The organism is Gilliamella sp. Pra-s52 (genome assembly GCF_009795805.1).
GTDB lineage: Bacteria > Pseudomonadota > Gammaproteobacteria > Enterobacterales > Orbaceae > Gilliamella.
Genome location: NZ_WTEY01000013.1, coordinates 36367 through 58576, shown reverse-complemented (window position 1 = coordinate 58576; position 22210 = coordinate 36367). Strand labels below are relative to the sequence as shown.

Sequence of the window (22210 nt, the reverse complement as noted above, 5' to 3'; positions counted from 1 at the left end):
TTAACAGTGTTATAATAGTTAATATGTAGAAATTCCTACACTTAAAATTTGATAAACCTAAAAACTTTGTTATAATTTGACCTCTTTAAAAATCAAAATTCAAAAATTAATGAAAGCCCTCTATTCCTTTATCGTTTTAATACTAATACCTTTTGATCTTTTTGCTGCTGATTTTAGCGGTGATGATTTATCGATTTATTGGGGGATCCCTTTTGTGGGGATGTTGCTTTCTATTGCATTGTTGCCGTTATTTTTGCCACGATTATGGCACCATCACTACGGTAAAATAACAATGTGCTGGACGATGTTTTTTTTGCTGTTTGCTTTGTATTCGTTTGGTTTGCAATCAACAATTCATCTTACTGCCCATGCAGTAATAGCTGAATACATTCCTTTTATTTTATTACTACTAGCCTTGTTTACTGTTTCGGGCGGGATTTTAATTAAGAGCGATGTGCTTAGTACGCCCAAACTAAACGTTGGTTTGCTAGCAATAGGAACTTTGTTAGCATCAATTATGGGAACAACAGGTGCGGCAATGTTGATGATTCGACCTGTAATTAGAGCTAATCGTCAACGAAATTATGCCGTACATACCATTATCTTTTTTATCTTTTTAGTAGCGAACATTGGCGGTGGCTTGACACCACTTGGGGATCCACCTTTATTTATTGGTTTTTTAAAAGGTGTGAATTTTGGGTGGACTGTTAAACATATGTTGTTGCCCGTTTTGCTTAGTTCAATGTTGTTATTAGCAATTTATTATAAGATCGATTGCCACTACTTTCGTAGCCAATATGGTCATTCCCTTGCGTTAACTTCGACTTCAAAAACTAACACTATTAAGGTTTATGGTGTAAGCAATATTTTTTTATTGGTGGCTATTATTGCCTGTGTACTTATGTCAGGCATTTGGCGATCGTCTGTTGAGGTTATGGTTTTAGGGTTACCTATTACTTTATCTAATTTAGTCCGCGATATTATGTTTGTTGTGATCACCTTTATTTCAATATTAATCACCCCCAAACAAGTCCGTGCCGGTAACGAATTTAATTGGGAACCTATCATTGAAGTTGCTAAGCTGTTTATCGGGATTTTTATTACTATTGTTCCTGTACTTGCTATTTTACGAGCAGGTAGTCATGGGGCATTAGCCCCAATAGTTTCACTGGTGACAAATGAGCAAGGCGAACCAATCAACAGCATGTACTTTTGGTTGTCAGGTTTGCTTTCTGGTTTTTTAGATAATGCCCCCACCTATTTGGTCTTTTTTAATCTCGCTTCTGGCGATGCTATCACTTTAATGACCACGTTAGAAAGAACCCTGCTTGCTATTTCAATGGGCGCTGTTTTTATGGGCGCACTAAGCTACATTGGTAATGCGCCTAATTTTATGGTCAAAAGCATTGCCACACAAAACAAAATTAATATGCCGAGTTTTTTTGGTTATATGAAGTGGTCAATAGGCATTTTGATTCCTGTGTTTATTATCGATAATTTGGTGTTTTTTGTATTGTTTTAGTGCATATTGTTATAAATGTTATTGTTGTTATGAGTTTTACACTTTGTATATAAAACTTGGTATAATGCAACGTTTGTACCATAATTTTGAGAGTGATATATGTTAAATCAATTAAAAGCAATTATTCAGTATCTTCTTCCTAAACAGTCATTAACCGTGATCTTTGGTTGGCTGGCAAAGAAACAGTTAGGTAAAGTTACAACATGGATGATTATGCTTTTTTGTAAAGTGTATAAGGTGGATTTGAGCGAGGCAAAAATTAATGATGTTAGCAAATTTAAAACATTTAACGATTTTTTTGCTCGCGAATTGAATGAAGATGCCCGTCCAATTGATGTTGCTGATAACGCTGTTGTTATGCCCGCAGATGGAATCATTAGTCAGTTTGGTTCTATTCAAGATACACAGTTGCTACAAGCTAAAGGGCATTTTTATTCTTTAGAATCATTACTTGCTTGTAATTCTGAGATGATCAAGTTTTTTAAAAATGGATTATATGCAACCACTTACTTGTCTCCTAAAAATTATCACCGTTTTCATATGCCTTGTGATGGTGTTTTACGTGAGATGATTTATGTGCCTGGTTCGCTATTTTCAGTCAATAAAGCCACAACCGAAAGCATACCTAATATTTTTGCTCGTAATGAGCGAGTAATTTGTTTATTTGAAACTGAATTAGGTCCAATGGCACAAATTTTAGTGGGAGCAACCATTGTTGGTAGTATTGAAGTTCCATGGGAAGGCATCATCACCCCACCGCGTGAAGGTATTATGAAACGTTGGACTTACAGTGACGAAATAAAATTAACCAAAGGGCAAGATATGGGGTGTTTTAAATTAGGTTCGACCGTAATTACCTTGTTTGCGTCAAATGCAATTGAGTTTGATAGTCACCTTAAAGTGGGTAGTGTTGCTCGTGTAGGTCAAAAATTAGCAGATAGGATATAACATTATGTGGATGCGTGGTGTTTTTTGCTTTGTTGCTGTGTTGTTTTCTTCACTGACTTTCGCCGAAGAGTCTACGCCAATCATTAATAATGAGGATGATCTTTCTCAAGTTGTTCATCAGTTAAGTGATAAAAATGATGAGCTACGTCAAAATATGGAGTTCCAAAAGAATCATTTAACTAATATTGTTAATGAGCAAAACAACATCACCGCCCAGATTTCTCATGTGCAAAATACATTAACCACTCTCGCTGAACAAGGCGAGTGGTTGAGTTTTTCAACCTCTTTGGGTGAAACTTTGCGTCAGCAGTTATTGCGCTTACCCGAAAAACCTAAATCGCAAGCTTTAGATGCTGAAATTGCCGAAGCAAAAGCTCAACAACTTAACTATAGTGATACTTTAACTTCTTTAGATGATTATCCAACATTAACCAGTCCACTTAATAGTGTTAAAGAGGCAATACAATATCGTCGTTTGCTTCGTGAACAGACTGAATTGCTTAAAACGCTTATTTCAGGAACTGATACCACTATTTTAGAACTAACCAAACTAAAAATTGCCAATAAACAGTTAACCAATGCCATCGACGAAGTGAACGATGCTGCTCATCGATATTTCTTTTGGGTGGCAAATGTAAATCCTATATCGTTGAGTTATCCTATCGATTTAGCTAAAGATGTTGTTTATGTGGTTTTTTCGATCGATACGCTTTCACAGCTTTATAATGCTAGTGCTGAAGTACTAAGCGCTCCCAAGCCACTATTTTTAATTGTTTTATCGTTAATGTTTGTCTTTGCACACTTTAAGATGCGTGCAAAATATAATACTTTTTTAAATAAATCAGCAGGACGTGTAGGTAAAGTAACACAAGATAGTTATTCTTTAACCTTAAAAGTCATTATATTTTCCTTAATCATGGCATTACCTGTTCCTATTTTGTGGGCAGTGTTTGGCTATGCTTTACAGATTAATTCCGATTATCCTGTCGCGTTTGCTTTAGGTTATGGTGTGAATGCCGCTGCGCCTATTTTATGGGTGTTTATTATCTCAGCACATTTTGCATCATCTAATGGACTTTTTATTAGTCATTTTGGTTGGTCTGAACGTAGTGTACGATCAGCAATGAAATATTACCAACTTTCAATTTGGCTTGTAATTCCGTTGGTCGTGATAGTGATGAGTTTTGACCAATATAATAATCGCCAATTTGCTGCAACCATTGGTCGTACAGCGTTTATTTTTCTTTGCTTTGCTTTAGTGTTTATGACTAATTCGCTCCATCGTGCTGGCGTTCCGCTTTATATCGATAAAAAAGGATCTGGCGATAATTTATTAAGTCATATCTTGTGGTTTATCTTATTAAGTGCACCATGGCTTGCCATTATTGCTGCTTGTTTAGGTTATTTATCAACAGCTCAAGTACTATTAGGGCGACTTGAAGCGTCGGTTATTATTTGGTTTGCACTGTTAGTGGTTTATTTTATGATTCGCCGTTGGATGTGGATCCAAAAACGTCGTATTGAATTTGAACGCACAAAACAACGCCGTTTAGAGCGTATGCAACGCGCCAAATCGCATGAAGACGATTCTAATTCACTTAATGAAAATGTCGATGAACCTGTGATCGATTTAGATGCCATCAGCGCTCAATCTTTACATTTAGTCAGATCAATAATTATGATGATTGCACTCATTAGTATGATTTTGCTGTGGTCTGAGCTACATTCAGCTTTTGCTTTTATGAATAACATCAAATTATGGGGAACCAGTGTTATTGTCAATGGTACTGAAATTGAGCAATATATTACTCTTGGTGCAGTATGTATCGCTATTTTAGTGATGACAATTACCGTTCAGTTGGTTAAAAACTTACCCGCTTTATTAGAATTAGGCATTTTACAACATTTAGATTTAGCCCCAGGAACAGGTTATGCAATTTCAACGGTTTCAAAATACATTATTTTGATGATTGGTTGTATGATTGCATTTTCGTTTATTGGTATAGATTGGTCCAAAATTCAATGGCTAATTGCTGCACTAGGTGTGGGATTAGGGTTTGGCTTGCAAGAAATTTTTGCGAATTTTATTTCTGGTTTAATTATTTTATTTGAAAGACCAGTGCGAATTGGTGATACGGTGACAATTCGTGATTTGACTGGTAACATCACTAAAATCAATACTCGTGCAATTACCATTGCTGATTGGGACCGTAAAGAAATTGTGATGCCCAATAAGGCTTTTATTACTGAACAATTGGTAAATTGGTCGTTATCTGATTCGATCACTCGAATTGTATTAACCATTCCTGCAACTATTGATGCTGATAGTGATCTGGTTATTAAGCTTTTACAACAAGCATCAGATGAATGCGAATATGTACTTAAAGATCCCGAGCCTCAAGTATTTTTAGTGGATATTCAAGAAGGGATTCAGCTATTTGAATTACGTGTTTTTGCTGCTGAAATGGGGCACCGAATGTTGCTACGGAGCGCTATACATAAGCTAATACTTGAAGCTTACCGCAAGCATCATTTGACATTACCATTTCCACCATTGCAGACCAATTTAGAAGCTTTAGGTCGCAAAAGTGGACGTCGTGGCTATACAGTTGGGACTGTTTAACCAAATAGCGTTGCTAGCCATGGAACACCAAAAGCGCCCGGCGCAAGCAATACAAATGCCCAAACGGGCGCCGAAGCAATATTGGCCACATTAAATTTCGTTGCAGGCATGTGCATTGTGCCTGCTATTAATGGCACTATTGCCCGTAATGGCCCAAAAAATCGTCCAATAAATACCCCTAACGTTCCATAACGCTGAAAAAATTGCTCAGCACGATAAATTAATTTGGGATGTTTATTAAGAGGCCATGATGTAATAACTTGTTGGTGATAGTGTTTACCTAACCAATAAGATACTAAGTCGCCTAAAATAGCACCTATCGAAGCGGTAATTAATACTGGTACAAATGATATCGCCCCGCTACCTATCAAAGCGCCTACACCGAATAAAATTGCCGTTGCAGGGACCAAAAGCGAGATAATTGCTAAAGATTCGCCAAATGCCAATAAAAATATAATTGGTAAAGCCCAAACTTGATGATGCTCAATAAATTGCATAATTGCTATTGTGATTTCGTGTAGCGACATAAGTTTATGTGTGTAAATTATCAATTGATTATGGTGTGCTATTTTACCATAATACTAGTCACTTAGGACTTGATACTTTACTTATTGATAGAACATTACAAGACGTTAACATTCTTTTAGTTTTATTAACGCTTAAGATTATGTTGATAGTAGTCCTAATCGAAATACTCCAATTAATAAGAGACAAATCATGACAATTGGTATTGAATCAATCCTAGTACGGAAGTTTAAAAATAGCGAATTTAAAGCCCCCCAACTTGATAAATTAGCTGTCGAAAAGCCTGTTGCTTTAATTTATAACGGGATTTCACATGTTGTGATGATGGCAACCCCCAAAGATTTACATTATTTTGCAGTTGGGTTTTCGTTAACTGAAAATATTATTCAGTCAGTTAATGATATTTACGGTATTGATATTATTGAGACCCCAAAAGGCATAGAAGTACAAATTGAACTTTCGTCACGACGTTTTAGTGAACTAAAAGAAAAGCGCCGTAATTTAACTGGGCGTACGGGCTGTGGTATTTGTGGCAGTGAGCAGATAGATCAAGTTTGCCAAACTATTTCTAGTTTGCCGCTAATGAACCAGATTAGTTTAGCTGATTTTAGCAATAGTCTAAATTATTTATCGCAAGTCCAACATGTTGGTAATCAAACTGGTTGCACTCATGCCGCGGTATGGTTGGATTTACAAGGACAATTTATAGCTGGATTTGAAGATATTGGTCGACATGTAGCTTTAGATAAATTATTGGGCTTTAGAGCAATGCAATTACCTAATGATCCTAAATATCAACATGGTGTAGTGTTAGTATCAAGCCGTGCTAGCTACGAGATGGTGCAAAAAACAGCGAATTGTGGTATAGAATTTTTGTTAGCTGTTTCAGCGGCGACTTCATTAGCTGTTGATTTGGCTAAACAGTGTAATTTAACTTTACTTGGATTCTTTAGAGGAAGGAACGGCGTAGTTTATTCTGGAGAAGATCGTTTAATTTAATAATTATTTTAGTGTTAACTATTTTGATACTTAAATTAACATTGAATTTAATTATTTGATTAATAAAATAAAAAAATTTATTCATCTGATTAATTCTAAGATATCGCAATTCACATCTTTTCTTATTGAGCAAAGATCATCATAATATATGCGCAAAACAGGGATTACTTTGTTTTTTAATTATTTTGTAAACGTATTATTAATAAAACCAGTAATAGTCTATTACCGTTAATTTTATTTACCCTGTTTTACTCTAGTATTTAATTTTTGAAAGGATACCATCATGCATCAAACTTCAGACATTCAACAAGCTGTTAACTATATTCAACAACAAACAGACAAGAAACCAACAATTGGGATTATTTTGGGTTCAGGTTTAGGTCCTTTTGCTGACACTCTTGAAGATGCTGTTCATATCCATTATGACAATATTCCTCATTTTGCTAAATCAGCAGCAGTGGGGCATGCTAATGAATTAGTAATAGGAAAAAGTGGCGATAAAACCGTAGTTGCAATGAAAGGACGTTTTCACTACTACGAAGGATTTACTTTAGATCAAGTTACCTTTCCGGTACGTGTGATGAAAATGCTTGGCGTTGAAAAACTGATTATTACTAATGCCTGTGGTGCAGTAAATACTGGATTCAAACCAGGTGATTTAATGATAATCACCGATCACATTAATTTAACCGCTAACAATCCATTAATAGGACCAAATAATCCAGAATTAGGAGTTCGTTTTTTAGACGTAAGTGAAGTTTACAATAAACAATTACGCTCAATTGTTGTTGATGTAGCAAAAGAACTAAATATCACTTTACAACAAGGTGTCTATGCTTGGTGGACAGGTCCAACATATGAAACCCCCGCCGAAATTAGAATGATCCGCGTTTTAGGTGCTGATGCTGTTGGTATGTCAACCGTACCTGAAGCAATCATAGCTCACCACTCAGGTATTAAAACTATCGGAATTTCATGTCTAACTAATATGGCTTGCGGGATTTTAGACCAACCATTAGGTCACGAAGAAGTGATTGAAACAGCTGAACGTGTTAAATCAACCTTTTTACAACTTATTACAAAAACAATTGAACGTTTTTAAGTAGTGCTTTTTATTGATGACTTTCTATGAAAAGTCCACTTTATTTTAGGAATAAACAATGAACATAGCAAATAGATTAGAATTGATGATGTTTCTCCAATATTTTATTTGGGGAAGTTGGTTAACCACATTTGGGGCTTATCTATTTAATACATTACACTTTTCTGGTGTTGAAGTATCTATGATTTTTAGTACTAAAGGTTTAGCCGCTTTAATTACACCATTTGTTATTGGCATCATTGCTGATAAATTTTTGCAAGCTAAATATCTTTATATGTTTTGTCACGCTGTTTGTGCCATTGCACTTTTTTATGCTGCATCAATTAATAATTCAGCTATTTTGTTTTGGGTAATGTTAGTTAATGCGTTAACATTTATGCCAACCATTGCATTATCAAACTCAATTAGTTATCACTGTTTAGACAAAGATAACTTAGATACTGTCACTCTATTTCCCAAAATACGTGTATTTGGGACTATCGGTTTTATCATTGCGATGTGGACAGTGAGTTTATGCAAATTCGAATTGAGTAATGCTCAACTCTATATTGCTAGTGCAGCCTCTATTGTACTTGTAATTTATAGTACAACATTACCTAATATTACTGTATCAAAAAACCAAAAACAGTCTTGGGTTTCTTATTTAGGATTAGATGCTTTTGTGTTATTCAAAAAACCGGTAATGGCAATATTTTTCCTTTTTGCTATGTTACTTGGGGCAATATTACAAATCACCAATACCTTTGGTGGAGCATTTTTACATGACTTTGATAAAATACCAGAATTTAAAGAAAGTCTAGTTGTTCAGTACCCAGCTATTTTATTGTCATTTTCACAAATGGCTGAAGTCGCATTTATTTTGACTATCCCATTTTTTCTCAAAAAATTTGGTATCAAAAAAGTCATAATGATAAGTATAATTGCTTGGACGCTAAGGTTTGGTTTATTTGCGTTTGGCGATCCTACGCCTTTTGGCTTTGTACTGCTAATGCTTTCGATGATCGTTTACGGCTGTGCATTTGACTTTTTTAATATTTCTGGCTCTATTTTTATTGAAAAAGAAGTTAGTTCAGATATTCGAGCCAGTGCCCAAGGACTATTTATGACAATGGTCAATGGTATTGGTGCTTATTTTGGTTCGATTTTAAGTGGTTTTGTAGTTGACATGTGTACACATGATGGCATTAAAGATTGGCAAACAATTTGGCTAATTTTTGCATCTTATGCACTTATACTTGGTGTTGTTTTTTATTATTCATTTAATTATGAGCATACTAAACACCAATCTGATGTATAACCATTTATCTATTCATCTCAATGAATTTTAAAATATTATTTATCATTTTATTTTAATTTAACTCATTAAAAAGCCATAAGGGGTTGAAAAATACCCCTGAGGGCTTTTATTGTTTTTTCTATCTATAATTTTTAGCAATGTTTTTTTAGTTTGGTGAGATTTAAATATGCAATATAAATTTTTAGGCGGTTTTCTAGTCTTTTTGGGGGCATGTAGTTTTGGTGTGCTCTCTTCTATCGTGAAAACAGCTTATAAAACAGGCTATTCACTGGGTGAAGTTACTGGTGTTCAATGCTTTTTGGGAATGTTAATGCTGTGGAGTATTCACTTTATTGTTAAAACAGTATACAAACCCAAAATAACAACATCGACTGATAAATCATTGGCAACTTCAAGCTCTAAAAAAACTCAATTAACAAAAAAATGGAAAGTTTGCGCCGTTGGCCTTTTTCCTGGTTTGGTAGGTATTTGTTATTACCAATGTGTACAGTTGGTTCCCGCATCAATTGCCATCATTTTATTAATGCAATATTTGTGGATTAGTGTCTTTATTGATTTTGTCATATTCAAAAATAAACCTAGCATGATTCAATTAGCAGTGGTTATTGTGATTATTTTGGGTAGTAGTTTGGCAGCAGGTATTTTTAATCAAGATATTAGCTTAAATTTAACCGGTTGTTTTTTTGGTTTTTTAGCTGCATTAATGTATTCACTCTTTATCAGCACTAGTAGTAATATTGGAAATGAGTTACCTAAACTCGAAAAAAGTGCCTTGATGATAACCGGCGCATGTATTATTACTTTTTTAATATTTCCACCGTTGTTTTTCTTCAAACTTGATTTTAGCGATAAACTTTATCAATTAGGTTTTTTATTAGCATTGCTCGGAACCGTATTACCACCTTTTTTGTTTTCGATAGGAATTCCAAGAATAGGTATTTCATTAAGTGCAATTTTGTCGGCAGCAGAGCTACCTGTTGCGGTGACTTGCTCGTATTTTTATTTGCAAGAATCAGTTCATTTTAATCAATGGTTTGGAGTAAGTATTATTTTATTAGCTATCGCTTTACCTAATTTAAAACATATCCAAAAAACAGATTAACCTTAAATTAAAAAGTAGGACAAAAGTCCTGCTTTTTAATTTAATAGCTTTAATAGTCAAACAAATTAAAAATTATTATGATATATTTGTTTACTTTCCTTATTACATATTTATCTGTAAGACCTTAAAAAAATTTTAATAAAAGAATAAATCTAGCAATATTATTGAACTTTCTAAAGTTAAATATGTCTTATAGAAGTAGTTATTGTGAAACAGTATTAGTAATGTCCCGTAGTTAGTCTTTAAAGCAGGTTTGCGTATAAATAATGTTATTTATATTAAAGCCTAACCGTTTTTCCTGATAGTAGCCGTTCTCGTGATGTTTTATTTTTTAAATTTTTATGTTTTAAAATTTAAATTCATCAATTTAAATATCTAATAGATAAATCATTAACTATTTGATTTTTTGTTTATTTTTATATTTAAGCATTATGTTAACCTAAAACATTTTACATAAAAAATGACATTTATTTTTCATTATTGAAAATTTTGTTACTTTTTTATTCTAATTAAAAAGGAAGTTGCAGAATGAATACATATAAAAAACCGTTATTTACCTTAGTACATAGCAATGATGCAATACCTGAACACAGAACACTGGCTTATTTAGATCCGACATTAAATTATTATACGGATCATGTCGATGAGATTATTGCCTTACGTGTTAAAGAGCTTAAATTGCATCACTCTGAATATAGAGAGTATCACGATATTAACAAAAACAATAAAAAAGGATTTTCTTTTGTTTTCAGTGAAGTTTTTGAATCAGAACACCATAAAAAACAAATTGGTATGCTGAAAGATGATATTGCTATTGCTAAAGAGTCAAACAAAGTAAAAGAATTATTAAATACTCGGATAAAAGAAATTGCTAATGTTTATCCAGAATTGCAATTTAATTTTAATGATATGCACATTTTACCAACTAAAGTAAAAGAACACCTTTTTGCTCCACCTTTAATCTTAACTGAAGATAATGCCATTATGCTTTGGGATGATTAAAAAAACATTATTTAACAATAATTAGTAAAAGCCATAATTTACAGGGATTACTCCCTGTAAATTATTTTTCCTAGATATTTATTCTGTGTGAATAATTAATGATATACCTGCCTAACAGTTAACTATTAAAAGCACTTTCACCATGGCTATTGATGTCAAGTCCTTCTCGTTCATGTTCTTCAGATACCCTTAATCCAACGCAGATATCCGCAATTTTATAAGCAATAAAAGCCACCACAGCTGTCCAAATTACGCAAGTAATGACACTCATCACTTGAATTCCAACTTGGCTTATCATTGTGATACCTTCTGCATAACCAATCCCCCCCAAAGATTCTGAAGCGAAGATACCTGTTAATATACAGCCGACAATACCACATACGCCATGTACGCCAAACACATCACAGGTATCATCAACTTTAAAAATTCTTTTGAGTGTTGATACCCCAAAAACACCAGCAAAACCACAAATAAGGCCAATTAACATAGCACCACCTACGCCAACAAGGCCTGCGGCTGGTGTGACACCAACTAATCCTGCTATCACTCCAGATACTGAACCAAGACATGATGGTTTGCCTCGTAAAAGCCATTCAGCTAATGTCCATGCCAAAACTGCAGCAGCCGTCGCAGCAACTGTGTTAATAAAAGCCAAACCTGCAATTTCGTCAGCATGAGTTGATGAGCCAGCATTAAAACCAAACCAACCAATATAAAGGATTGCCGCACCAAGATAAACATAAGGTAAGTTAAATGGTTTTAGTGGTTCACGGTTATAACCAATACGGTTTTTTATTAAATAAGCACCTACTATTCCAGCAATCGCCGCATTAATATGCACAACAGTACCACCAGCAAAGTCGAGCGCTCCCTCATCACCTAAGATACCCCCGCCCCATACCATATGAGCCATAGGAATATATGAAAACGTAAACCATAACACCATAAAAATTAATACAGCAGAAAACCGAATTCGCTCAGCAAAAGCACCCGGAATTAAACAGCAGGTAATGCAAGCAAATGATCCTTGAAATGCAACCCAAATAAATTCATAAATTGAGCCTGACACATCTGTAATATTGATACCAGTTAATAGAAAATGGTCAAAATTACCATAAAACCAGTTCCCTTCACCAAAAGAAAGTGAATAACCATATGTAATCCACAATACAGCAATAAGTGAAAAGATAACAAGTACTTGAGATAACATTGATAACACGTTTTTAGAACGTAATAATCCGCCATAAAACAAAGCAATTCCTGGAACGGACATGAAAAGGACTAAAGCAGTACAAATCATCATAAATCCGTTATCAGCTTTATCAACGATGGCGCTTTCGTCAGCAAAAACAGAGCTTGAAAATAAAATAATCAAAGAAAAAATAATTTTTTTCAACATAATGATATCCTTAACAGTAAATTACAGCGCTGATTCGTCGGTTTCACCAGTACGGATACGCACGACATGCTCAAGTGAAGTAACAAAAATTTTTCCATCACCAATTTTACCTGTGTATGCGGCTTTGGTTACGATATTAATGACTTCATCAAGCTGTTCATCACTAATCGCCAAATCAATTTTAACTTTAGGCAGAAAATTAACATTATATTCAGCACCACGATATAACTCGGCATGACCTTTTTGTCGACCAAACCCTTTAACTTCAGTAACGGTTAATCCTGTAATGCCTACATTAGATAAGGCCTCTCGAACTTCTTCTAATTTGAAAGGTTTTATAACTACAGTGACTAATTTCATTAATTGCTCCTAATAAATATGAGATACAAAATTAATCATGCAAAGAACGTGCCAAAATAGATAACTTGAATGAAATTGAGTAATTTAAGTGGAATTTATGACAAATAGAAAAGATAGCCGTTATAAAAACTCAGGCTTAGTGACTTAGCTTAAGCCATTAAATGTATAAATAAGCAAAATATACTTTGATATATTTTTATTTTACTATGCACTTATATGGTGCCATGTGTGTATTATTGGTGCCCAATAATTATGAGTAATTAGTACATAATAAGGATTAGAACGTTACCATTAATTTACGATATTCATCATAGGCAAAATGGTCTGTCATGCCACTAATATAATCTTGCAATAAGCGACACCGATAATAAAATTCCATACAAGCAAAATTCGCTTCATTTGAATTTAATTTACTAATTGCTTGCTTATAAGCTGCACAATGTTTTGAAGATAATTTATGATATAAGCGCGTTTCAATGGGATAATGCTTGTGATATTCGTTATCAACTAATTTTAAAAAATCATCAGTAGGCATAGTAAGCAACGGACTATAAATATCAAGCAATCCGCTAATAATTCGATATCCTTGAAGTTCAATATTTTCGACCGATTCATGATTAAATACATGTTCAAAGCCGACTGCTTTAAAAATATTAAGCAATTTATATTCTGTACTATGATCTTCAAGTAAGGCATGGTTAAACGAACCATGATAAATTGCTTCTATATTTTCAATAAAACGTTCAGCGGCATGTGGTACTAGTTTACTAATAGCATTGACACGTAAGTACATAAAAAATTGATCAATGCCAATAGCATTAAATTCATTCTGTTTTAAATTTTCGTAAGGGCGATTGACAACTAGATCAAACAAATCACCTTTTTTAAAAGGTCCCCATGCTTCAGCAAGATAGGTGTAAAGCTGTTTTACAGTTAAAATTTTCTTTTCAACGGCATCTTCAAGATCTGCAATACAATATGAAATATCATCAGCCGCCTCCATAATATAGGTTAACGGATAACGATGAAACTGTTTGATATCAAGTTGTTTAGATAACGCTTTTACAAATGGTTCTTCTGATAAATAATAACCTGGCTTTTTCATTAAATAAGAAAATTCAGGCGGTATCGAATCAGACCAATAAGCTGGTTTAGAATATTTAAGAATTGAGGCAATTTGTGAATAAGTTAAATTAAGACGTAATATGGAATGAACTAAACGAATTGCTTGAGCATTACCTTCAAAATTTGCGAGATCTTGGCGGATTTCGGTTTTGAGTTTTTTAATTTCATCATCATCATTAGTATGCACCTTTAATGCTGGATAGATGGTGTCATTTTCAAGCCCTAATCGTAAATGAAACCATTGATTAATAGCTGCTTCACCAAAATGACCAAACGGAGGATTACCAATATCGTGCATTAAACAGGCCATTTCAACAAGGCTTTCGATCGCCATTACACAATTATCAAGCCCGTATTTTTTTAATTGTCCTGTTTTACCAAGGCGGTTAACAATTTCTTTAACAATGTAACGACCTACTTGCTGCACTTCCATAGAGTGAGTAAGTCGCGTTCTGACTACTGAGTTGCGTTCTAATGGAAAGACTTGTGTTTTTTGTTGTAGACGACGAATAGCAGCTGAATTTATGATACGTCCACGATCACTTTCAAAACAACGTACTATTGAGTACTCGTCAGACAGTACTTCACGTTTTTTGCTAGCATAGCGTTGATAATTGATTTTTTGGTTAAAGTTGATCATGGTCCTATCTCTAATTTTATCACTCTGATTGGCTCAACTCGCTAAATTGTTATAATTTTTGTTTCGCCCATTCAATGCTGTTTTGATAATCATTAGGTAATAGCGGTTTTAGAGCGTCTAATTCTTTTAATAATTTACTAGATTGGTTATGAGTCAAGTTTAAATGCCCTACTTTACGCCCTACTCTTACTTCTTTTTCATACCAATGTAGATGCACCAAATCGATAGATAACCAATTAAGATTTAATTCTGTTCCAATCAGGTTAACCATAACCGATGGTGCAAATACAACGGGCTTAGGAAGTGGTAAACCAAGGATTGCACGAAGATGTAGCTCAAATTGGCTTATTGAAGCACCATTTTGTGTCCAATGACCGCTATTATGTACTCGCGGAGCCAGTTCGTTAATCAGTAATTTATCCCCCACAATAAAGCATTCCATCGCCATTACACCAATATAATTTAATTTATGCATAATGGAAGATAGCATTTTTTCAGCTTTTGCTTGTAATAAAGGTGATTCGTTTGGTAGTGAAACGCTCATTTTTAAAATGCCATCTTGGTGCAAATTGTTGGTAAGTGGGTAAAATACCGTTTCACCTTTTGCATTACGCGCTCCCACTAATGACATTTCTTTTTCAAATGGGATAGCCTGCTCAACAATAGCGTTCTGATAAATATCATCTGGCACAGTAATTAGGTCATTAATGGCTATACGCCATTGCCCTCGTCCATCATAACCACCAGTTCGACGTTTAACAATTAATCGATCGCCAAGTTCAGTAAATAACCTTGACCAATCTTGAGGGTGATCAAGCGAAAACCATTTCGCTGTCGGTAAACCCAGTTCGTCAAGCAACTCTTTTTGGGTTAAACGGTCGGCAATAATTGGAAAGACATCTCGATTAATAAAATGAGGATGTTTAGCTAAAACTTGTGTAAAAGGGGTATCTGACCATCGTTCAATTTCCGCTGTGACCACTGACTGTTGATATGGAATAGTAGCAGGATCAGCATCTAATCCAACAGGATAGACTTTAATGCCTAGTGGTTCTCCCGCTTGTTTAAGCATTCGCCCTAGTTGACCATTACCTAATACACAAACAGATTGAGTTTTCATATTATGCATCCACTCTTGGATCTGGGTGATTTAACACTTCATCAGTTTGAGTTAATCGCCATATTGATAAACGCTGATAAATATCTTTATCGTGTAAAGCAAGAATTTGTGCAGCAAGTAATGCCGCATTAGCCGCACCAGCTTTACCTATAGCTAAGGTACCAACAGGAATACCTTTAGGCATTTGAACAATAGAATAAAGGCTATCAACACCACTTAATGCGGCACTTTGCACCGGAACACCCAACACAGGAACAAGCGTTTTGGCGGCTAACATACCAGGTAAATGAGCAGCACCTCCAGCACCAGCAATAATCACATTAAACCCTTGCTGAGCGGCATTTTCAGCAAAACGAAATAATTTATCAGGAGTACGGTGAGCTGAAACGATTTCGACATGATAAGGAATTGTTAACGCATCAAGGATATCGGCTGCGTGTTGCATAGTAGTCCAATCGCTTTTGGAACCCATTACAATGGCAATTCTAGGTTGAGTATGCATGGCAAATATATGAATAATTAAAATAAGATGTATGCGAAGTATACACTAAAATTTAATTAATGGGGATAGTGATGGTTTTATCAATTAATAATTAATTGGTATGTCCACACTTTTTAGTTCCCCAAAGATAAGGTCATCGATCTCTTTTGCATTCAATAAGTGACCATTGTCACCATTATTCGACATATTCGGTGTCGAAATACAGTAATTGCTCATTTTCTAAGCTCTATTTACAGACGCCTTGTACTATAAGCACGATAATTTTTATTAAAAATTTCACCCACAATTTCACTAAGTGGAATATCTTGCGATTGCTAGGTCAATTGCCGTTGATAATAGAAACGATTTCTGGTTACATTTAAACATAGGCATAATGCACATAAGCTGTATCGATGCTTATTGTTTATAATTAACTCAATTTTCGTCCCACTATCAACGCAGCTTGCTTTATGTTATCGCTCTCCATTAATGTTCGATGTCGAATTTCATTTACCCAAAGTGCAAGAGATTATATTTACTGATGTTAACCAACAACTGCATGACATACTCAATGTCTATCACTAGCAGATGGAAAGTTGCAGAATCAGCAAATATTTAGTGACGCAAAAGACTGACAACTAAAGCCTAGCGATTTACTCACTTTTATAATACCGTTAAACTGCATAAAGCGATTTTAGGGAAAACGCCTTATGTTTTAGCTCAAGAATAGGTAAATACACCCATTTGTTTACAAGAACTTAAATTGATGCCACCGAATAGCAAATAGTATTGGCAGTAATCACAATATTAATTTTTTACTGCTGCCACAATTTTAATTTCGATTAAATATTCCTTTTTCATTAATCCCGCTTGTACAGTGCAACGTACAGGAGCGCTTCCCTTGGCTACCCATTCGTCCCATGCTTTATTCATTGCGACAAAGTCATTTTTGTTAACTAAAAATAATGTTGCATCCAATATATGTGATTTATCGCTGTTAGCTCTAGCTAACATTTTATCAATTTCGGCTAAAGCACTTTTAGTTTGGATATAAGCATCATTTTCAAGATTAGTAGGAACACTTGTGTAATAAATAACGTTATTATGAATTACGGCTTCGGACCAACGTTCTTCTGGATCAATTCGTGTTATTGTCATCATATTTTCCTTATCAGATGGTTAATTAAGACACTTTAATAAAATCAGCACGCAATTTTTTTATTTCATCGCGTAGTACACCAGCTTTTTCAAATTCAAGATTCTGAGCTGCTTCATACATCATTGCTTCAAGTTCTTTCACTTTTGCCTGAACCTCTTTAACTGAGACATACTGATACTGTTTACCATGTTCAAATGCTTGTATTTTAGCCGTTGATTTTTTAGTACTTAAACCAGCCTCTAGTATGTCTTTGATTTCTTTGCGTACCGATTTTGGTGTAATGCCATGTGCAGTATTAAAATCTTCCTGTTTTTGACGACGGCGAGCTGTCTCATCAATCGTTTTTTGCATAGCAGGCGTAATTTTATCGGCATATAATATCGCTTTACCATGCACATTTCGAGCTGCACGACCAACGGTTTGAATAAGTGCACTCTCTGAGCGTAAAAAACCTTCACGATCAGCATCCAATATAGCAACTAACGACACTTCAGGTATATCAAGACCTTCTCGCAATAAGTTAATGCCTACTAGCACATCAACTTTACCTAAACGTAAATCTCGAATAATTTCCATTCGTTCAACCGTATTAATATCTGAATGCAAATATTTGATATTGACATCATGTTCTGACAAATAATCTGTTAAGTTTTCTGCCATACGTTTAGTTAATGTAGTTACTAAAACGCGCTCATTATTCTTAGTGCGAATTTTGATTTCGGATAACAAATCATCAACCTGAGTCGCAACAGGTCGTACTTCAATAATAGGATCTAATAGCCCTGTAGGCCTAACTATTTGATCTATAATTTCGCCACCCGATTTTTCAATTTCATATTTAGCAGGAGTTGCTGACACGTAAATGGTTTGTGGCATAATATTTTCAAATTCAGCAAATTTTAATGGTCGATTATCTAATGCTGATGGTAAACGGAAGCCATATTCAACAAGATTAAGCTTGCGTGAACGGTCACCGTTATACATTGCGCCAAGTTGCGGAATTGTCACATGTGATTCATCAATGAATAATAATCCATCAGCAGGTAAATAATCAAATAATGTGGCTGGCGGATCGCCTGGATTACGCTGTGCCAAAAAACGTGAATAGTTTTCGATTCCTGAGCAGTAACCTAGCTCAGTCATCATTTCAATATCAAATAGTGTTCGTTGAGTTAAGCGTTGTTCTTCTAACAAACGATTATTATCTAATAATACTTTTTGACGTTCTTTAAGTTCCTGCTTAATTTGGGCAATCGCGTTTTCCATTATATTTCTTGGCGTAACATAGTGTGTTTTGGGATAAATAGTTATCCGTGATACTTCATTTATGCCATTACCTGTGAGCGGATCAAACATAACAATTCGATCGACTTCATCATCAAATAACTCTACACGCACGGCAAGTTCATCTGAATCAGCCGGAAAGATATCAATCACATCGCCTCTAACACGAAACGTGCCACGACTAAAGCCTATTTCGTTACGAGTGTATTGCAATTCGGCCAAACGAGTCAAAATTGAACGCTGATCAGTTATGGTACCTTTCGTTAAGTGCAATATCATCGACATATAGGTTTCTGGCGCACCTAAACCATAAATTGCTGATACCGAAGCAACGATTACAACATCACGTCGTTCTAATAGCGATTTAGTGGCAGAAAGACGCATCTGCTCTATATGTTCATTAATTGATGCATCTTTTTCAATAAATGTATCGGTTGAAGGAACATAAGATTCGGGTTGATAGTAATCGTAATAAGATACAAAATACTCAACCGCATTTTCTGGGAAAAAGGCTTTCATTTCACCATATAATTGAGCTGCCAATGTTTTATTGTGAGCTAAAATAATTGTTGGACGATTATGCGCAGCAATGACATTGGCCATGGTAAAGGTTTTACCAGATCCTGTTACGCCCAATAATGTTTGGTGTGCAATCCCGTCTTGAAGATTTTGATTAATTTTTCTTATTGCTTCTGGCTGATCACCAGCAGGTTTGAATTCGGAACATAATTTAAATTTTTTCATCACATCGCAACCAATATTTTACCTATTAATAAAAATTATCCCCAAAAGGACTTGACCTTTTAATATTTTATATTTTTTATTCAAATTGCTTTTTTATTTATAAAAAAAACAATTTACCAATGACTTGATTTATACTAACTCATTGATAAAAAATAAAAAATAACTTAACGGTTAACTTGCAATCAAATCAAGAAAAATCCTGATAGTTACTGAGGTTAGCGTTTTTTTCAATAAACTATTAACAGAGTTATCCACAGGCAACGGGGATAACTTCATAAGTACCTTTTTTATAAACTTTTTTCAATTATCAAGACAAATTTTCAAAAAAAAATCCCTTTTTTTTGGATTGTTATTCCTATTTTTAATATCACTTTTAATAGGTGTAACTAATTACTTAGCTTAACTGTTCAAATTGATATTGATAGCTATCATCAAAGTCTAGAACAAAAGTTAATCGGTGAGTGATACATTTTGGCGCATCTTCTGCATGATGAGACACAAATAACAACTGCGTATGACCTTCACTAATTAAGCGATCTATCCAACATTTTACTAATTCCCGATTAAGATGATCGAGGCCTTGTAAAGGTTCATCTAAAATAAGTAATGTTGGATGTTTAACCAAAGCTCTAGCTATCAATACTAAACGTTGTTGTCCCCAAGAAAGTGATTGAAAAGGTTTATCAGCCTGTGCTTGTAAACCTAACAACTTTAACCATTCATCAGCCAATTTAGTTTGTTTATCGCTGGTGGTTTGATATACACCAATCGAATCAAAATAACCAGACAATAACACGGTTTTAACGCTCGCATTAACGCGATAATCTAAATGTAAACTGCTACTGACATAACCAATATGGCGTTTAATATCCCAAATTGTTTCACCTGATCCACGTTTACGACCAAATAAAATAAGATCATTGCAATATCCTTGCGGATGATCACCGGTTATTAAACTTAATAACGTCGATTTACCTGCACCATTAGGCCCGACAATTTGCCAATTTTGCTTGGCTTTGACTTGCCAAGTTAACCCATTAATAATGGCTTTATCATCGTAATGAACATAACCATTATTTAATATGATACGATCTAATTCATCAGTTAATTGAATTGGTGGTTCATCGGCTTCAGGTAATGGCGTATTGGGTATATTTTCCAAATTGACCAATTGCTTGACTGTTATATCATTCAATATTGTGTCTTTTGTATCAATTTTCAATAGTTGACAATCCGCTAATATACCAATATTTTTGATAAAGCTAGGAATTTCATTAAAACGATTTAAAACAAGAATAACCGTGATATCTTGCTTAGCAAGATCAGCAAGAACTTCGGCTAAATTTTCACGCGATGCAACATCTAAGCCATCAAAGGGCTCATCTAATATCAGCAAATCGGGTTGTTGCATCAAAACTCGACAGATTAAGGTTTTGCGTGTTTCACCTGTTGAAAGATATTTAAATCGTCTAGTTAATAAATGACCGATACCAAATTGGTTTGCTAATTGTTGACAAAGCACTTGATTAAAACTGTTTTCTTGAATGATTTGCTCAGTGGTTAATCCTATATCATTTTCACCTTCACTTAGCATATCAGTATTATTCCGCTTCCACTCATCATCAATTAGTTTCTGTAACTGCTCAAATGAAATATAAGCGGTTGATTTAAATTGATTGTCTACCCTACCTGACAATAGTGTAAGCTCGCCAGATAATGCTTTAATTAACATAGATTTACCGCTACCATTGCGACCAATGCACGCTAAATTGCCACCTTGATAAACTTCTAGTTTTTCAATACTAAAAACCTTATAGTCACTGATTTTATAAACCGCATTTTCTATTTGTAACATGAATACCTCATCTTAATAAAATACTAAACTAAAGTAGCGATAATAATATTTTGCGGATCAATAGAAAGTGTAATTTGCTTACCTTCGGTTAATGCGTATTGTTCAATTTCACGAGTTTCTCTGCTGGCGTAAATCATGATTCCAGAAGGTAATGAAAAGGTAATATCACTCCAATCACCATCAGTTGTTATATTTTCAACTTTCATCAATAAACGATTTTCATGGGTATCATTTAATTCAATCAATGGTGCCTTGATTAATAAAATAACAGTTTTATCTGGGCTTAATTTTAATCGTTGCACACTTGGTTGAGTAATATAGACCTTTAATTGGGTTTGACTATCATCTAGTTGAACCGTTACAAAGCCTGCAACACCATTGCTTTCTATTTGTTTAACGCTACCATATAATTGATTGCGAGCACTAGTTTGCAATGATAATTTAGCTGTTGCTTTTAATATATCGTCTAATGGTACTTTATCATCCCTAAGAATATTAAAAGCATGTTGTTGTAACTGAGTTAATAACTCATAAAGTTGTATAAACCTAATGGCGTAATCACTTAACTTAGTCCCTCCTCCTTTTTTACCGCCAATTTCGGTAATTAAAAAAGGGTTAGGTGCTAGTTTGTTAATTTCATTGGTAGCATCCCATGCCGTTTTATAGCTAATACCCACTTGCTTAGCAGCCTGACTTAATGAGCCTGTTTGATCGATTGCTTTTAACAACGCAATGCGCCTTGGATCAGTAAATAACTGCTGATGTATATTTAACGTTAATAAAATTTCAGGAGAAAACATAATTTAGCACCACAAATGACCACTATCCAATTAGAACAAAGACGATTAATCATTGTAGACGCTTTTTAGCATTCTTCAAAACTTGTTAAAAATCTTATTGATCATTCTATCTCATCAGTTTAA

At 34.5% G+C, this 22210-nt stretch carries 17 protein-coding genes and 1 pseudogene; 8 read left to right on the top strand and 10 right to left on the bottom strand.

Going from position 1 to position 22210, the window contains the following annotated elements; all coding sequences use genetic code 11:
• The first annotated feature begins 109 nt into the window (after positions 1 to 109).
• From GQ594_RS09510 to mscM, 3 genes and pseudogenes are all read left to right on the top strand, one after another.
• Positions 110 to 1522, top strand: a complete 1413-nt coding sequence (locus tag GQ594_RS09510; protein WP_160400019.1) for a sodium:proton antiporter — start codon at positions 110 to 112, stop codon at positions 1520 to 1522.
• 99 nt (positions 1523 to 1621) lie between these two features.
• A pseudogene (asd, locus tag GQ594_RS09505) lies at positions 1622 to 2467 on the top strand (archaetidylserine decarboxylase); the annotation flags it as partial.
• 7 nt (positions 2468 to 2474) lie between these two features.
• Positions 2475 to 5093 (top strand): miniconductance mechanosensitive channel MscM, encoded by a 2619-nt coding sequence (gene mscM / locus GQ594_RS09500; protein WP_160412492.1) that lies wholly within the window; start codon positions 2475 to 2477, stop codon positions 5091 to 5093.
• Here the strand turns inward: mscM and GQ594_RS09495 are convergent.
• Positions 5090 to 5620 (bottom strand): DedA family protein, encoded by a 531-nt coding sequence (locus GQ594_RS09495; RefSeq protein ID WP_160400022.1) that lies wholly within the window; start codon positions 5618 to 5620, stop codon positions 5090 to 5092. The two genes, mscM and GQ594_RS09495, sit on opposite strands and share 4 nt — an antisense overlap.
• Before the next feature lie 190 nt (positions 5621 to 5810).
• On the opposite strand from GQ594_RS09495, the gene fdhD reads away from it, so the two are divergent.
• From fdhD to GQ594_RS09470, 5 genes are all read left to right on the top strand, one after another.
• Positions 5811 to 6617: a formate dehydrogenase accessory sulfurtransferase FdhD gene (gene fdhD / locus GQ594_RS09490; protein ID WP_160400023.1), complete on the top strand. Its 807-nt coding sequence runs from the start codon at positions 5811 to 5813 to the stop codon at positions 6615 to 6617.
• Between the two features lie 283 nt (positions 6618 to 6900).
• Positions 6901 to 7719 carry a purine-nucleoside phosphorylase gene (locus tag GQ594_RS09485; RefSeq protein WP_160400024.1) on the top strand — a complete coding sequence of 273 codons (819 nt, stop codon included), beginning with the start codon at positions 6901 to 6903 and terminating at the stop codon, positions 7717 to 7719.
• Between the two features lie 58 nt (positions 7720 to 7777).
• On the top strand, positions 7778 to 9016 hold the full coding sequence (locus GQ594_RS09480) for a nucleoside permease (protein WP_160412494.1): 1239 nt from the start codon (positions 7778 to 7780) through the stop codon (positions 9014 to 9016).
• 166 nt (positions 9017 to 9182) lie between these two features.
• Complete coding sequence (locus tag GQ594_RS09475) at positions 9183 to 10118, top strand: EamA family transporter (protein ID WP_160412496.1); 936 nt, start codon at positions 9183 to 9185, stop codon at positions 10116 to 10118.
• A gap of 528 nt (positions 10119 to 10646) precedes the next feature.
• Positions 10647 to 11120 (top strand): hypothetical protein, encoded by a 474-nt coding sequence (locus GQ594_RS09470; protein WP_160400027.1) that lies wholly within the window; start codon positions 10647 to 10649, stop codon positions 11118 to 11120.
• Between the two features lie 118 nt (positions 11121 to 11238).
• Here the strand turns inward: GQ594_RS09470 and amtB are convergent, their stop codons facing one another.
• The 9 genes from amtB to GQ594_RS09425 form a co-directional block, all read right to left on the bottom strand.
• Positions 11239 to 12519, bottom strand: coding sequence for an ammonium transporter AmtB (amtB, locus tag GQ594_RS09465; protein WP_160412498.1), 1281 nt, complete (start codon positions 12517 to 12519; stop codon positions 11239 to 11241).
• A 21-nt stretch (positions 12520 to 12540) separates the two neighbouring features.
• Entirely contained in the window at positions 12541 to 12879 is a 339-nt protein-coding gene (gene glnK, locus GQ594_RS09460) for a P-II family nitrogen regulator (protein ID WP_160400029.1), read from the bottom strand.
• Between the two features lie 277 nt (positions 12880 to 13156).
• Positions 13157 to 14644 carry a dGTPase gene (gene dgt, locus GQ594_RS09455; RefSeq protein WP_160412500.1) on the bottom strand — a complete coding sequence of 496 codons (1488 nt, stop codon included), beginning with the start codon at positions 14642 to 14644 and terminating at the stop codon, positions 13157 to 13159.
• Between the two features lie 49 nt (positions 14645 to 14693).
• Positions 14694 to 15764 (bottom strand): 5-(carboxyamino)imidazole ribonucleotide synthase, encoded by a 1071-nt coding sequence (purK, locus tag GQ594_RS09450; RefSeq protein ID WP_160412502.1) that lies wholly within the window; start codon positions 15762 to 15764, stop codon positions 14694 to 14696.
• Position 15765: 1 nt separating this feature from the next.
• Positions 15766 to 16266, bottom strand: a complete 501-nt coding sequence (purE, locus tag GQ594_RS09445) for a 5-(carboxyamino)imidazole ribonucleotide mutase (protein ID WP_160400032.1) — start codon at positions 16264 to 16266, stop codon at positions 15766 to 15768.
• Between the two features lie 786 nt (positions 16267 to 17052).
• The gene (locus GQ594_RS09440) at positions 17053 to 17403 is read right to left on the bottom strand and encodes a RidA family protein (RefSeq protein WP_160412559.1); all 351 of its coding nucleotides are present in this window, start codon (positions 17401 to 17403) and stop codon (positions 17053 to 17055) included.
• A gap of 25 nt (positions 17404 to 17428) precedes the next feature.
• Positions 17429 to 19435 (bottom strand): excinuclease ABC subunit UvrB, encoded by a 2007-nt coding sequence (gene uvrB, locus GQ594_RS09435; protein WP_160412503.1) that lies wholly within the window; start codon positions 19433 to 19435, stop codon positions 17429 to 17431.
• 391 nt (positions 19436 to 19826) lie between these two features.
• Entirely contained in the window at positions 19827 to 21287 is a 1461-nt protein-coding gene (gene modF, locus GQ594_RS09430) for a molybdate ABC transporter ATP-binding protein ModF (RefSeq protein ID WP_160412505.1), read from the bottom strand.
• Positions 21288 to 21310: 23 nt separating this feature from the next.
• Positions 21311 to 22087: a TOBE domain-containing protein gene (locus GQ594_RS09425; RefSeq protein ID WP_160412507.1), complete on the bottom strand. Its 777-nt coding sequence runs from the start codon at positions 22085 to 22087 to the stop codon at positions 21311 to 21313.
• Positions 22088 to 22210: the final 123 nt, after the last annotated feature.

What these genes read in the sequence shown, in the direction of transcription:
- GQ594_RS09510 (WP_160400019.1), top strand. Translation starts at nt 110, where the DNA reads ATGAAAGCCCTCTATTCCTTTATCGTTTTAATACTAATACCTTTTGAT.
- mscM (WP_160412492.1), top strand. Translation starts at nt 2,475, where the DNA reads ATGTGGATGCGTGGTGTTTTTTGCTTTGTTGCTGTGTTGTTTTCTTCA.
- GQ594_RS09495 (WP_160400022.1), bottom strand. Translation starts at nt 5,620, where the DNA reads ATGTCGCTACACGAAATCACAATAGCAATTATGCAATTTATTGAGCAT.
- fdhD (WP_160400023.1), top strand. Translation starts at nt 5,811, where the DNA reads ATGACAATTGGTATTGAATCAATCCTAGTACGGAAGTTTAAAAATAGC.
- GQ594_RS09485 (WP_160400024.1), top strand. Translation starts at nt 6,901, where the DNA reads ATGCATCAAACTTCAGACATTCAACAAGCTGTTAACTATATTCAACAA.
- GQ594_RS09480 (WP_160412494.1), top strand. Translation starts at nt 7,778, where the DNA reads ATGAACATAGCAAATAGATTAGAATTGATGATGTTTCTCCAATATTTT.
- GQ594_RS09475 (WP_160412496.1), top strand. Translation starts at nt 9,183, where the DNA reads ATGCAATATAAATTTTTAGGCGGTTTTCTAGTCTTTTTGGGGGCATGT.
- GQ594_RS09470 (WP_160400027.1), top strand. Translation starts at nt 10,647, where the DNA reads ATGAATACATATAAAAAACCGTTATTTACCTTAGTACATAGCAATGAT.
- amtB (WP_160412498.1), bottom strand. Translation starts at nt 12,519, where the DNA reads ATGTTGAAAAAAATTATTTTTTCTTTGATTATTTTATTTTCAAGCTCT.
- glnK (WP_160400029.1), bottom strand. Translation starts at nt 12,879, where the DNA reads ATGAAATTAGTCACTGTAGTTATAAAACCTTTCAAATTAGAAGAAGTT.
- dgt (WP_160412500.1), bottom strand. Translation starts at nt 14,644, where the DNA reads ATGATCAACTTTAACCAAAAAATCAATTATCAACGCTATGCTAGCAAA.
- purK (WP_160412502.1), bottom strand. Translation starts at nt 15,764, where the DNA reads ATGAAAACTCAATCTGTTTGTGTATTAGGTAATGGTCAACTAGGGCGA.
- purE (WP_160400032.1), bottom strand. Translation starts at nt 16,266, where the DNA reads ATGCATACTCAACCTAGAATTGCCATTGTAATGGGTTCCAAAAGCGAT.
- GQ594_RS09440 (WP_160412559.1), bottom strand. Translation starts at nt 17,403, where the DNA reads ATGACAATAACACGAATTGATCCAGAAGAACGTTGGTCCGAAGCCGTA.
- modF (WP_160412505.1), bottom strand. Translation starts at nt 21,287, where the DNA reads ATGTTACAAATAGAAAATGCGGTTTATAAAATCAGTGACTATAAGGTT.
- GQ594_RS09425 (WP_160412507.1), bottom strand. Translation starts at nt 22,087, where the DNA reads ATGTTTTCTCCTGAAATTTTATTAACGTTAAATATACATCAGCAGTTA.